This window comes from Bacillus gobiensis, assembly GCF_001278705.1.
Taxonomy (GTDB): domain Bacteria; phylum Bacillota; class Bacilli; order Bacillales; family Bacillaceae; genus Bacillus; species Bacillus gobiensis.
The window spans coordinates 2,515,296-2,528,158 of record NZ_CP012600.1; the positions used below are offsets into that span (position 1 = coordinate 2,515,296).

17 protein-coding genes and 1 riboswitch are annotated in these 12,863 nt (G+C 39.5%); of the genes, 2 read left to right on the top strand and 15 right to left on the bottom strand.

Annotated elements, in window-relative coordinates; translation table 11 throughout:
• Nucleotides 1-11: 11 nt before the first annotated feature.
• The 3 genes from AM592_RS12645 to AM592_RS12660 form a co-directional block, all read right to left on the bottom strand.
• On the bottom strand, nt 12-1,409 hold the full coding sequence (locus AM592_RS12645) for an amino acid permease (RefSeq protein ID WP_053604116.1): 1,398 nt from the start codon (nt 1,407-1,409) through the stop codon (nt 12-14).
• Nucleotides 1,410-1,512: 103 nt separating this feature from the next.
• Nucleotides 1,513-1,689, bottom strand: a riboswitch (Lysine riboswitch).
• Between the two features lie 130 nt (nt 1,690-1,819).
• Entirely contained in the window at nt 1,820-1,957 is a 138-nt protein-coding gene (gene sspJ, locus AM592_RS12655; protein WP_053604118.1) for a small acid-soluble spore protein SspJ, read from the bottom strand.
• Nucleotides 1,958-2,112: 155 nt separating this feature from the next.
• Nucleotides 2,113-2,988 carry an ROK family protein gene (locus tag AM592_RS12660; RefSeq protein WP_053604119.1) on the bottom strand — a complete coding sequence of 292 codons (876 nt, stop codon included), beginning with the start codon at nt 2,986-2,988 and terminating at the stop codon, nt 2,113-2,115.
• Between the two features lie 552 nt (nt 2,989-3,540).
• Between AM592_RS12660 and AM592_RS12665 the strand changes: the two genes are divergently transcribed.
• Nucleotides 3,541-4,062, top strand: a complete 522-nt coding sequence (locus tag AM592_RS12665; RefSeq protein WP_053604120.1) for a GNAT family N-acetyltransferase — start codon at nt 3,541-3,543, stop codon at nt 4,060-4,062.
• A 27-nt stretch (nt 4,063-4,089) separates the two neighbouring features.
• Here the strand turns inward: AM592_RS12665 and AM592_RS12670 are convergent, their stop codons facing one another.
• The 5 genes from AM592_RS12670 to AM592_RS23335 form a co-directional block, all read right to left on the bottom strand.
• Nucleotides 4,090-4,506 (bottom strand): disulfide oxidoreductase, encoded by a 417-nt coding sequence (locus tag AM592_RS12670; protein WP_053604121.1) that lies wholly within the window; start codon nt 4,504-4,506, stop codon nt 4,090-4,092.
• Nucleotides 4,503-5,192, bottom strand: coding sequence for a DsbA family protein (locus tag AM592_RS12675; protein WP_053604122.1), 690 nt, complete (start codon nt 5,190-5,192; stop codon nt 4,503-4,505). The genes AM592_RS12670 and AM592_RS12675 overlap by 4 nt, the downstream gene beginning before the upstream one ends.
• A 205-nt stretch (nt 5,193-5,397) precedes the next feature.
• Nucleotides 5,398-5,607, bottom strand: a complete 210-nt coding sequence (gene copZ / locus AM592_RS12680; protein WP_053604123.1) for a copper chaperone CopZ — start codon at nt 5,605-5,607, stop codon at nt 5,398-5,400.
• A gap of 78 nt (nt 5,608-5,685) precedes the next feature.
• Nucleotides 5,686-5,988 carry a metal-sensing transcriptional repressor gene (locus AM592_RS12685; RefSeq protein WP_053604124.1) on the bottom strand — a complete coding sequence of 101 codons (303 nt, stop codon included), beginning with the start codon at nt 5,986-5,988 and terminating at the stop codon, nt 5,686-5,688.
• Nucleotides 5,989-6,142: 154 nt separating this feature from the next.
• On the bottom strand, nt 6,143-6,310 hold the full coding sequence (locus AM592_RS23335) for a YvrJ family protein (RefSeq protein ID WP_082364012.1): 168 nt from the start codon (nt 6,308-6,310) through the stop codon (nt 6,143-6,145).
• Between the two features lie 133 nt (nt 6,311-6,443).
• On the opposite strand from AM592_RS23335, the gene AM592_RS12690 reads away from it, so the two are divergent.
• Nucleotides 6,444-7,118 carry an SOS response-associated peptidase gene (locus AM592_RS12690; protein WP_053604125.1) on the top strand — a complete coding sequence of 225 codons (675 nt, stop codon included), beginning with the start codon at nt 6,444-6,446 and terminating at the stop codon, nt 7,116-7,118.
• 51 nt (nt 7,119-7,169) lie between these two features.
• On the opposite strand, the gene AM592_RS12695 is transcribed toward AM592_RS12690, so the two are convergent.
• The 7 genes from AM592_RS12695 to AM592_RS12725 form a co-directional block, all read right to left on the bottom strand.
• Entirely contained in the window at nt 7,170-7,376 is a 207-nt protein-coding gene (locus AM592_RS12695; protein ID WP_053604126.1) for a zinc ribbon domain-containing protein, read from the bottom strand.
• 278 nt (nt 7,377-7,654) lie between these two features.
• Nucleotides 7,655-8,377, bottom strand: coding sequence for a YfjL-like protein (locus AM592_RS12700; RefSeq protein ID WP_053604127.1), 723 nt, complete (start codon nt 8,375-8,377; stop codon nt 7,655-7,657).
• 7 nt (nt 8,378-8,384) lie between these two features.
• Nucleotides 8,385-8,960 carry a hypothetical protein gene (locus tag AM592_RS12705; protein ID WP_225970224.1) on the bottom strand — a complete coding sequence of 192 codons (576 nt, stop codon included), beginning with the start codon at nt 8,958-8,960 and terminating at the stop codon, nt 8,385-8,387.
• Nucleotides 8,953-9,444 (bottom strand): RNA polymerase sigma factor, encoded by a 492-nt coding sequence (locus tag AM592_RS12710; protein WP_053604129.1) that lies wholly within the window; start codon nt 9,442-9,444, stop codon nt 8,953-8,955. Before AM592_RS12710 ends, AM592_RS12705 begins: the two co-directional genes overlap by 8 nt.
• A 349-nt stretch (nt 9,445-9,793) precedes the next feature.
• A complete protein-coding gene (locus AM592_RS12715; protein WP_053604130.1) occupies nt 9,794-10,384 on the bottom strand; it encodes a TetR/AcrR family transcriptional regulator in 591 nt (196 codons plus the stop codon).
• A gap of 72 nt (nt 10,385-10,456) precedes the next feature.
• Nucleotides 10,457-11,494: an alpha/beta fold hydrolase gene (locus tag AM592_RS12720; protein WP_053604131.1), complete on the bottom strand. Its 1,038-nt coding sequence runs from the start codon at nt 11,492-11,494 to the stop codon at nt 10,457-10,459.
• Nucleotides 11,495-11,839: 345 nt separating this feature from the next.
• A complete protein-coding gene (locus AM592_RS12725; protein ID WP_053604132.1) occupies nt 11,840-12,775 on the bottom strand; it encodes a DUF4349 domain-containing protein in 936 nt (311 codons plus the stop codon).
• Nucleotides 12,776-12,863 lie beyond the last annotated feature (88 nt).

Here is a 12,863-nt window from a genome sequence, read left to right on the forward strand (position 1 = left end):
AAATTATATTATTATTTTGCTGCGAATTTTTTTACCGCAAATGGATAAATGATGACTCCGGCTAAAAATAAGCCGACTCCAAGTCCAAAGGTAATCATATCTGCAGTTCCTGTCGCAATGACCCATAAGGAATAAACGATTGCCAATAAGGCAATAGCGCCATCTTTTATTCGGGAGCCTTCCAGCTCGGAATAGGTTTCACCTTTAAACACGATCTTTAGAAAGTAGATGGCCGAAACCAAGTAAGGTATTAAATACGCAAGCGTTGCCGAGGTCGTTAAAAAATCAAATGCCTGGCTGATCGTGCCGGAAATCGTTGAAAAAATAAAAATTTGCGACATCAAATTCGTGATCAGCAAGGAGTTAGCAGGGCTCCCCTTTCGGTTCACTTTAGCAAAAAAAGTTGGAAAGTCCCCTGCTTTTGCAGATTGATAAGGCAACTCGGAACTGAGCAAGATCCATCCTAACATGGAACCCGCCAGACACATAATGGCCAAGATTCCCATTATGACTCCCCCTAAGCTCCCGATCAGAACTGCCAACACATCTACGAACGGCTTATCAGAAGCCCGAAGGACCTCGACCGGCAAAGCCCCCATTGTAATAAGTGTGATGATAAGATAAATGCAAAGAGCAATAATAAGTCCGGTAACAGTAGCACGCTTTACATCACGCTGAGAAGAAGCTCTCCCGGATAAAATAACCGCAGATTCAATGCCTACAAATGCCCATAAAGTTGATATGGCTGCATTGTGTACCTGCGCCCCCAAGCCTAAAACCGTTCCGCTCTCACCTTCGACCGGATAGTAAAATCCATTAAAATTTTCAGTCTGGAATACGAACAGACCTGCGATAATGAATAATGCGAAACCAGCCACTTTGGCAAAAGTCGTCAAAAAGTTGATCTTGCCGGCTGCATTGAAGCTGGTAACAAGTATTATATGTGTTCCCCATAATAATATGGTACACAGCAGGAAGGTAAGCAGCTGCCCTAATTGGATTTCCATGTCGCCAGTCTCAAATAAGACCCTTTTGTCAGTCAAGATGGGGATAAACGTCGTAATATATCCCGCCAAACTTGTCACAACGGCAACATTGCTGATCCAGTTGGCTACCCAGTAGCCCCAAACCATTGTAAAGCTTGCCAGTTTTCCTTTTTTCGGATCAGAAAAAATAGCTCTGGCATAGTTTTGCGGACCGCCCGCTAAATCCGGCCTTCGAATCGATAATTGACCAAACACAAGGGCAATCATAAGGACACCAAAGCCAGTCACAAGCCAAGCGTATAATGCCCCTAACGGACTGGCTGTATTAGCTAGAGTGCTCGGCAGCATGAAGACTCCAGAGCCTACCATGTTGCCAACAACTATTGCTGTTAATAACCAAAAACCCCATTTATTGTTTTGCATCGTATACCTCCAATTTTTCCTGAACGTATACGGTACGTAAAGCCTTTAACGCATTATAAAAAGCATGAACAAACAAAAGTCCATGCTGCACATACACTCCTGACCTCCGGATAGCTCTCCGCACCGTAACCGCGGCAGTCCTGCCCTTTTTCAGGTACAGACCCAGCACAAAAACCTGTGAAATCTTCATGCTTCGGCACGGATGCCTTTTATATGCTTTCATCAACCTCACAAGTCTCGAAGCATACGACTAATCATCCATGCAACCTCTACCTCACCAAGTCCGAGTGAGGATTTTATTAGTTGTAAAACAACCACCTATGTGAGGCTACCAGAAGTAAAGGAAGCTGTCAATGGAATGTTTTTCTACAAAAACAACTTGCAGAAGATTTCTGCAAGTTGTCACATGCTTATTTGTTTTGTTTCTTATTAATTGCTTCTTGAAGAGGATCGCCTTTCAAAGCGGCAGAAGCGTCTTTAAGTGCTCCAGTCAATGCTTGCTTGTCTTTCCCGTTTGACTTGCCCTTACCTATATTAAAAAAACCCATTATGATCACCTCATATAATGAATTGTGATACATGTTTAATTTGGTTCTTTTATTAAGATAATATACACAGAGTAAAATGGAATTGATACTCGTGTATAGCCTTGTATCACGTGGGCAACATAAGGTACGAAAAAGAAAGCAGCTAAGCTGCTTTCTTATTTTACCAAGGATGCTTCGTTAGCCTCTTTAGCAAGTTCAATAGCGCCGTAAATTCCTGCATGATCTCCTAGGCCTGGAGAGACAATGTATGACTCAAGTTCCGGAAGGTCAATATAGTTATTCACGTAGCCTTTCAGCTTTTCAAAAATCAACGGAAACAGATGAGATTGCTTCATCACGCCGCCGCCCATAATAATTTTTTCAGGAGATAAAATCAGAATGTACTGCATCAAACCTTGAGCAAGATAATCGGCTTCTATCTCCCAAACTAATGGTTGATCTGCTAAATCTTTCCCCGGTTTGCCCCACCTTTGTTCAATGGCAGGACCTGCAGCCAATCCTTCCAAGCAATCGTTATGAGAAGGACAGGTGCCTTTAAAAGTGTCTTGAGGATGACGACGTACTAACACATGCCCCATTTCAGGATGCGTATGGCCTTGAACCAGCTTTCCGCCAATCACGGCTCCAGCGCCAATTCCTGTGCCAACTGTAATATACATGCAGCTGCCGAGACCTTTTGCTGCTCCCTTTTTCAGTTCCCCTAACGCGGCTGCATTAACATCAGTCGTAAAATATACAGGAGTACCCAGGCGTTTTTTTAGCTCAGGAATAAATGGGTAATTGACCCATGCTTTTTTTGGAGTATTCGTAATATAACCGTAATTTTCTTGATCCTCCGCGACAGAGATTGGACCGAAAGCGCCCACTCCTAATGATGAAAGTGAAAATTCATTGAAAAATAATTCGATCTGACTCATCGTTTTTTCCGGTGTTTCAGTAGGGAATTTCGTTTCTTTAATGATTTCGCCAGCAGCATTTGCCACTGCGCAGACAAATTTCGTTCCTCCAGCTTCTATAGCGCCTAAATACATATTTTGTTTTCCCCCTAATCAAATTAGTAATGGCCAAGCAACATTATTCTTCATGCATTGCAACCTAGAGACGCAAGAATTATTCTGACGAAACTGATTCACAATAATCTTATATAAATACATGATTGCTACCAATGATAAAATTTCATATTTAACCGTTTGCAAGGCTTTTCATTTTAAGTCACATTTAGCTGCTGCTTCTTACTATAATATCGGTTTCTCCATAATTTAGTGTGTAGTTTTCGTCAATTGAATGCCTCTATATCTCTTCGTTCACTGGATGCCTCGACCATTTTTGCATTTTGACATTTCTCATCATAACGTTACCAATTTACGATTCATTTTTCCACACTTTTTTTATTTCCTTTACATGGAAATAATTCATAAGATAATAGGCACTCTCCTTTGGAAGGAGCATGTGCTAAAGAACAGCAGAAATCATTAATATTATCTGATACAATAATTAATATTAGCATAAGAAATACAGCAAAAAAAGGTAACTATGAACTAACATTGTTCATTATTTAAGAAATACTTAGGAGAAAGTGCAAAATGGCTTACGATAATATTAGAGTCTTAGACAGAGATGACGCAGATAGGTATTTGGAGTTAAGGCTGGAGGCATTACTTCAGGATCCTGATGCATTTGGTTCAACGTATGAAGAAACCATGCAAAACAGCATGAAAGAGCTGTTACATCAGTACAAACAAAGGTTAGTCCCAACCGAAAAGTCCTTTACCGTAGGTGCATTTTATGAAGCCACTCTTATTAGTGCTGCAAGTATTCTCCGTCAAGAAATGATTAAATTTAACCATAAAGCTGCACTTCTAGCAGTATACACATCTCCTGCTTACCGAGGGAAAGGCATTGGAAAAGCAGTCCTTTATGCAGTAATTGAGCATGCGAAAAAGCTAGAAGGCCTTGAACAAATTACTCTAAGTGTATTGAAATCAAACAAATCTGCCAAAAAACTCTATGAATCTGCAGGATTTGAAGTCTTTGGCTGCGAAAAACAAGCAATAAAATATAAAAACAGGTACCATGATGAGCTTCATATGAAATTATTACTATGATAAGCTATGCTCCCGAAGTCAGGAGCATCAGCTTTCTTTTTTACCGTTTATCAAAAACATAAAAACCGTAATTAAAATAAATGCGATGAGTGCTAGAAAAGGAATGGTTATAAAACCAAACCAGTTAATATAGGATGAATTACACGGGACACCGTTCACGCACGGCCTGAGCCCTCCAAACCCCGGGACCTTTTGCTCGAGATAATGCATCAGTGATATGCAGCCGCCAATGATTGACAAAGGAAGTATGTATACTTTGATCCTAAAGTCATGTCGAAAGGTTGCAATTCCTAGCAAAAAGGCTAAAGGATACATGAAGATCCGCTGATACCAGCAGAGCTCGCAAGGAATAAATTTGCGAATTTCACTAAAGTATAGGCTTCCGAGAACAGCTGTCATTGCTACGACCCATGCAATATATAAGAAGACAGGGTTCTTGTTCATTTCGCATTCCCCAGTTCTTCATCGATCATTTCTTTAATTTTATTGTAATCAAAGACTTCATTGACTGTTTTGCCGTTTATCATAATGGTTGGGGTCGATTGAACATTATATTTCTTATACAATTCTGTATCCGTTTGTAATTGCTCGGCAAACGTCTTGGCCGAAAGCTTGTCGACTAACTCATCCGGATCAACGGAAGTTGTTTCTTCCGCTATTTCAGCCATTTTATTTGGAGTCACCCATTTTTCCCCATGCTCAGCCTGAGATTCGAAAACCTTATGGTGAAAATCCCAAAAAGACTTTGGATCTTCCGCAAGAACCTGTTCCGAAGCCAAAGCTGCTGTCTCTGAATCCTGGCCATGAAAAAGCACATTAACAGCAGATAACTTTACATCACCTGTTGTAATATAATCTTTTTCAAGCTGAGGGAAAATGTCCATTTCCCATGCCTTACATGAAGGGCACATATAATCTCCAAAAACCGTCACTGTTACAGGCGCACTTTCCTCCCCCATAACAGGTTGTCCTTCAAGTGAAGGAGGAGTGTCGAAGCTTCCTGCTTCCCCGTCCTCAGAACCGGAGTTTTTAATAACCACCAAAGCTACAATTAATACAAATAAAGTCAGCGTGATTATAACAGCGATTTTTAAAGGTGATTGCTTTTTCGCAAGTTGCTTTTTGCTCACTTAGACACCTCATTTTTAAAAGATTTTCGCAAGTTAATAGACATATAAAAAACTATCCTGATTATAAACTAAAGATAACAACGATGTCTCATGATTACAATTAAATTCGATAATTTTCCAATAAGTGAATGATATTAACTGGAATACAAACTTCTTGAATAAAAAAGGAAATCGTGCTTTTATGCGCATGATTTCCTTTTTTTCATTATTTGACTACGTCATATCCCTGGTCTTCAATCGTATCAGCAATTTCTTCAAGTGAGACAGCATTTCCGTCATAGCTGATCTCAACTTGTTCTGCTTCCAAATTGACCTTCACAGATTCGACTCCATCCAATTTCCCCACATTGCTTTCGATCGCATGAACACAATGTGCGCAAGACATTCCTTGAACAGTTAATTTATTTTCGGACATATTCATCCCTCCAGCAGTTTACATTGATACAGCATTACTTTACCCCTGTAAGGTAATCGAAAAAGATGCTTCAAACATTTACAGCTTCGAAAACCTCTTAAAAACTTCCATTAGTTCTTCAATCGACTGCTCTCCATTGCCGCTTTTAATCGCATCGGACACGCAATGGTTCGTATGATTTTCAAGCAGATGAAACGCAACCTTTTGCATGGCTGCATTAATTGCGGAGATTTGCACAATGATGTCTACGCAATACCGATCGTTTTCCACCATGTTTTGGATTCCTCTGACTTGACCTTCAATTCGCTTTAATCGATTCAACAGCTGATCTTTTTCCTTACTGCTTTGCGGACTAAGAGCAGCTCCATGTTTTTCTTCCATGACTATCACCTGCTTCACTAGTTCATTATCTCTATTATATATGAAATCATCTTAAAAGACATCTTCAATGGTTGTTTTTAAGTGATGAAAAAGATATTGCCCGAGCGACTCACTGCTCTTTTAACGAGCTCTCGTGAGTCGCTCTTTTCATTTTCTAGGATGTTTCGCGCATGTTATTTTCGACAATTTCTTGCTGACGCACCGGAATGCTTTGGATGGACTGGTTAAGCTGATCCAGCTTCTGCTCAATGCGGTGCAACAAATAAAAGGTCACAATGATAGGAAACCCTACTTCACTGATCCACTGCATCCATACATCCATATGCTCTCCCTCCTTTTCCCTGTCTTATTATCTATGTAAACGAAAGAATCGGTTATGGGAGCATCTTTAGTTTAACTTTGCTTTTCTATATTATCCGTACTAAAATAAGCAAAAAGCCCAAAGGATGATAAAGATGTGCGGCAGATTCACTTTGTATTCAGATTTTGATGATATTCTGAACCGTTTTGATATCGAGCTGTCCAATTTAGAATATGACTACGTACAAAGCTATAACATAGCTCCGTCTCAGCAAATCCTTTCTGTCATTAACGACGGCTCAAAAAACCGGCTGGGTCATTTAAGATGGGGGCTTCTTCCTCCGTGGTCCAAAGATGAGAAAATTGGCTATAAAATGATTAATGCCCGCTCAGAAACGCTGGCTCAAAAACCAAGCTTTAAAAAACCGCTTCAAAGCAAAAGATGCATCATACCTGCTGACAGCTTTTATGAGTGGAAACGAATCGATTCGAAAACAAAGCTTCCCATGCGAATTAAGCTGAGATCCGCCAAGCTTTTTTCCTTTGCAGGACTTTGGGAAAAATGGAACTCTCCTAAGGGTGAAATGATTTACAGCTGTACAATTATTACCACGAATTCAAATGATTTAATGAGCCCGATTCACGACCGCATGCCTGTCATATTGACACCTGAAACAGAAGCACAATGGCTAAATCCAAAAATCAAGAATATCGAAGATTTGCAAAAGCTGCTTGTCCCATATGAAGCAAAAGACATGGAAGCATTTCAGGTGTCGTCTGAGGTCAATTCACCAAAGAACAACTCACCTGAATTAATAGATGCGATTTAAAAAACTAGCCCATTCCAGTTTATCCAGAATGGGCTTACTGAGAAAAGGCAATCATCCGCCAAAAAATAAATCTAAAATATTCCCTCCAAGTGAAGCATCTTTGTTATAGAATTCTGAATATCCGCATTTCTTACAGTACACAACGAGAAAACGATTATTCTGTACATCAAACATTTTCGATAATCCAGTACCTGTAGTAGCAATTTCCTTCTGACCGGCCTCTGTGCTTCCGCATTTAATACATCCTTTTTTCTGCATTGCTATTAACTCCTTACATATTAATATTTTCAAAGTGAATTATACCTAAATTTTCCAATCCGTGCATCGGATTCAACTATTCATTTAGTTGAAATTTCATTCAATCGTCCGCTCAACATCTATGCATTTCTTTTTCTTCTTGACTGATTAAAGCAAATTTTTTCTCCGTTAAGGACCATCCTATTGCCCTGGAATTTTCGTTTTTGCCCCGACGCTATTGGACGAGAGGGTGGCATTTAGATTACTTACTTCTTAATTCCGCATTTTATATGTTCCCTTTATTGATTGTATTCTTCAACATCTCCAAGCTTAATCTTCGTATCCTTTTCAAAATAGACGGCATATTTCAAAGCGCCATGTTCTGCTTCCCTTCCTGTTCTTCCAAATTGATTGGCATTTATATTTGATTCATAGCTGTAGCCTTCATCATTCAGTGTTTTTTGAATCGTTTGGGCAGCCTGATAAACTTCTTCCTTATTCATCTGATTCGCATGAAGTAGAATATAAATTTGTATCGGACGGTCAAAGGGTAGATCCTTGCTCCATGGAGCATTCGTATCGAGCTGCCCTTTAAGGACTTCAACATTAACTTCCACTTCTTTTACTGCTGGTACCTTCGGCTTTAATAATTTAGAAAGTTCGGTTCCACCTTCAGCACCAAGCCGGTCCATGACCTCTTGATCGAGCATGCTTTCACGAATTCCATCCCTATTAACTTTCGGCATAATGAACCCTCTTACGGTAAATTCATACTCATTCTGCTCTTTTTCAGCATCTACCGTCCCAATTTCAACGACACGATAAGCGTATTCTTTAAATTTAAAGTTATACGTGCCCTCATTGATCCGAAGTTCTTTTTCAGGATATTTTTCGCTTAAATATTTCTTCAGGGTATGTTCAGAAAAATACTTGCTGATGGGATTACCATTAAATTCGTTATAAACAAATAAAATAAACCCTGTAAGAACAACAACCAATGTAATGTAAATTATTTTTTTCATTCCTATCTCAGCTACTTTCTTTTATTTTAAGAATTAAGAGGCCAATCAGCCCCCCTATTAACGCAAATACAAAATGAATGAATGTCATGAAGAAGGATCCAACGAAGCCATTCCATATAAATTCGGCAGGCTGTATGTTGAATTCACCGGGTACGCTGTTCGAAAAATTTGCCAAATGGATTGCGACAGCCCAAAGAAATAAGGGGAGAAACGAAATGTAGAACACGATTTTCATATCTTTATAAAAAAGATACGTCACAAGTCCAAGCACTGAATACCACAGGATAAATCCAAAGCTTTCATTTAATAAGGAGGATTGAATAGCGAGTAAAAATGAGATGGCTACGAGAATAATTTGAAAAATTGCAAGCTTGCGATGAATCCTTTTAAACATTTTCTCTTGATCGATTGTTGATTGGACGTCTAATTTGTCTAAGGGCTGGGCAGCTTTTTGGACGAGGTTTTTCATTTCCTCGTTATCAGCTACTTGCTCATCAAACCATCTTTTTGTTTCCTCACTTAAAAGCCCTTCATTATATAACGGCAATAAGTCCTCGAGAATCGAACGTGTCCGTTTATCCATGATATCCCTCCATTTCTTTTTGGAGTTTGAGCTTTGCTCTGTAAAAGGTAACTCTTGCGTAGTTTTCGCTTCGTCCGATAATAGAGCCTATTTCTCGAAATGACAGCTCTCCATATACACGCAAGATTACAATTTCATTCTCTGGCTCTGCCAATTGTGCAATTTTACCAATCAAGTTCACTGCCGTTTCTTTTATGATGAACTGATCCTCAGGTGAATCTGTTTCGATTCGTTCGTTCCTCATTTTCGCTTCCAATTGATTCTTGTACTTCTTCGTGCGGTAATGTTTTTTCATCCTGTTTTTGGCAATTGAAAAAAGCCACGTTTCGACGGTTGATTGATGCTTAAACGAGTGTAACCCTTTAATTGCTTCATAAAAAACCTCCTGGGTTAAGTCTTCTGCCGCTTCTTTATGTAAGGTTTTCACGAAGAAAAAGGCAAATACCTTTGGCTGAATTTCCTTGTACAGCTCCTCCAATTCCATAATCGTTCTCCCTTGCCTGAATATGGTTCGGTGTTTTCAACTATTTAGTACCTTGAATGTGGTTTTTGTTACAAAAAATGAAAAATAATAATCAAAGGCTCAAACTCCGCAGACTAAAAAACAGTAAATAAGCCTTTATATAATTTAGAAGGCTCGCGATTCTATTCTTAATTGACTTTTTAAGGCTAACTTACAGAATAAAATCATATTTACTAAATTTAGGGTTCTCACAGCATGAAAAATCCCAATCTCTAAAGTGGTACTAAATAAGAAATTGGGATTTAATAATTCTTCAATTGCGCTTGATTTTGGAAGAACGAATGACATATCCAACGTATTATATTTGAAATTATTTTTTCAATATACGCATTAACACATCCACGTCAGGCAATCCATACTCTTCATCCACCTGATCCTGTATGATAAGACTGTTAATAATGGAAAAGTACCAGGTCAACAGCTTTCGGGGTTCTCCTAGGGGAAATTCACCTGAATTCTGTCCTTTAATGAAGATTGGAATCAGTAGATCAATCAGAACATTCGTGGAATGTTGTTCAAAGATCTGCGCTACCTTTTCCGGAACATCATCTGCTTTCCGTGACCGCTGTATTAGCATAAAGGCGAATTTATTGTTTTCATCAAGCATGTTTAGTGTTAGGTTTCTAATTTGTTCAAAAGGTGTTCCAGGTAAATGTTCAATGTGCTCGAGTTCCCTTTTCGATTCTTCCATCATTTCTTGGATAATTGTGATAAAAAGTTCCTTTTTGGAGTTGAAATAGCGGTAAATGAGTCCTTCGCTAATACTTGCTTCCGCAGCAATCATGCTCGTTTTCGTTCCTGTATATCCTCGGCGGGCAAATACTTTGAGCGCCGCTTGCTTGATCTGCTCTCTGCGCTCGTCACGGATTTGATCAAGCTGTTGTCTGTTTAATGGAGACATTTGCCAACCTCCAGATCTAAGAAAGTTTTATCTTCATTGTACCACGAATCTGGTAAGCCATTTCCTCTACAATCAGCTGCCTAATGTGTTGACCAGCGGAAGTACCCTCTTTATCAGTTCATTATGGAACTGATCAGACTGAGCAAAACACGCAAGATGGCCAGCGTTCTTGATTAGAACAAACTCTTTGAAGGGAGCTTCAATTTCGTCATAATATGCTTTAGCAGTTGCAGTTGGAGTAATAATATCTTGATCTCCTTGAAAAATAAAGATTGGCAGTTCAAACCGCTTCCCGAGTTTTTTAAAATCAAAGTTTATTAATTCATCATATAGGTGGTCCAGGGAAAAACTCATACCTCGAAAGATATCAATCAAATCATGTATTTTATGATCCGGGGATGAGATCATAGATGGCAAGATTAGATCCATAATCATATTAGGAACATCCTTGATAGCCTTAACGAGATATTGGTTCCTTTTGTCGTAGTCTTTGCGACTCCACAGAGATTGATCCGGCCCCATTCTCTCAATCAACTGAACCCCCTTCGTATTGCCTGCTGTACGGAGTGCGTTGATTGTTAATTCGTATGAAAGATTTTGGAGATCCGGAGCATTTTGATCAGTGCCTACATATGCATAAAAAAGATCGGGGCGAAGCTTTGCCATCATGACTCCGATTAGGCTGCCCGCGGAGCTTCCGATAAGAATTACTTTTGGGTGACCAAGCTTGTGGCACAAGTATTTCGTCACCTCTATCCCATCCTGTGCGAGGCGGTCGAAGGTGATGGTTCCGCAGCCGTCTTTCCCATTCTTGCGGAAAGTCTTGCCCGCGCCACGCTGATCCCACTGAACGACAGTGAAGTGCTTCTCCCATGAACGAAGTAACGGACTGAAAATGGAATATGTGGAAGCTGGACCACCAGGAATAATTAACAAAACAGGGTTGTTCCGATTCTCACCTCGTATAGTGATCCACTGGCCGATTCCGCCAATTTTAACAAAACTGCCTTCAACAATTCCGTTTGGTGTGTTGGTCTGAAGCCCTTTGGCATTTTTCCTCTGATTGCTTTTTCGCAGGACTAGCTCCCACAAGATATTGGTTCTGCTCATTTGAATATTTCCTTTCTTAATCTTATTGTCAGATTAGGTTCTAATAATGAGTGAATAACTCACTCATTATTAGGATATGGTATTTTCCAGGATCCGTCAACAAAATAATAAGTATAGTAAAGTTAGTTGTTTTATAAAAAATCTCGATATCTCATTGGTTCTATGTGTTTTGATTTCGATTCAGAAACACAAAAAACTGAACTCGTTTCTTTAAGCAGAAACGAGTTCAGTAGTTAAGCAATCGACTTAAGTTGTTTTCGTTGATATCTTCGTCTGATGAACTTCCTACTCTTCTGAAAAGCTTATATTAAAGACGTTATCCTTACCTGGTCTTACTGCACATTATTATACTTTCGGACTTTCCTTTCTAAACCTCTTTTTAAATAAATAGTATGCCGCTCCAGCAATTGCAGCGATTAACAGAAAAATTGGCGATCTTCCTGCTAAAAAGATAATCAGAGTTGAACCGAATGAGAGCAAGCCATTAACAGATGACATAAATTCCTGCTGTGTTCTTTCCCATGTGTTTAGCTTAGTAGTTGTCACGCCGGGAAGAGCGTCTTCTTTTAAGCTCAGGGAGATGTTGGACATATCGCTCCTTGTTTTTAAATAGTTCATTCTTCCTTTCATGCTTTCGATTTCTTCCTGTACTCTCTCTAAGTCATTGGAAACGGTTAAGAGGTCCTCTGTTCCTTTGGCATTCTCCATAAATTGATACAAGCGCTTTTCTACAGCTTCCTTTGCTGCAAGCCTTGACTCTAGATCGACGTATTCTTCTGTCACGTCTTGACCTGTTACCGATTGATTCAGAACACTTAGCTCACTTGAACCTTTTAATTGATCCAAAAACGATTGAAAGGATGATTCTGGAATTCGAATGTTTAGCGTTCCACTTTTACCGTCATCCTCTTCCTGTGTCGTGCTTTGGTTGACTACATAGCCTTTTACTGCAGAAACTCGTTCAAGAATCCATTTTGCGCCTTCATCATAACTCTTTACTTCTGCCTCAACCTGAGCCTCATGAATAATCATTTGTTCGGTTGATTCAGAGCCTTCTTCAGCTTGTGATTCTTCTGACTTAGGAGCATTTGCATTGTCTTGGTTATCCGCCGTTTTCATTTCCGCTGACTTTTCTACACTAGAAGCACTGCTGCTCGAATCGCTTTGCATCTCCCCACCTGGAGCAATGCTGGCGGAATCGCTTTCTTGCATACCACCGCTCTGGCATCCTCCCAAAACAAACATCAAACAAATGAAAAAAATTGCTGTGCTTTTTTTCATAAACTGCCTCCTCTCATATCTTTTAGACGAGAGCAGAACTTATAGGTTACGTACACAACTATGTTTATTCCGCATGAATACGGGAAAA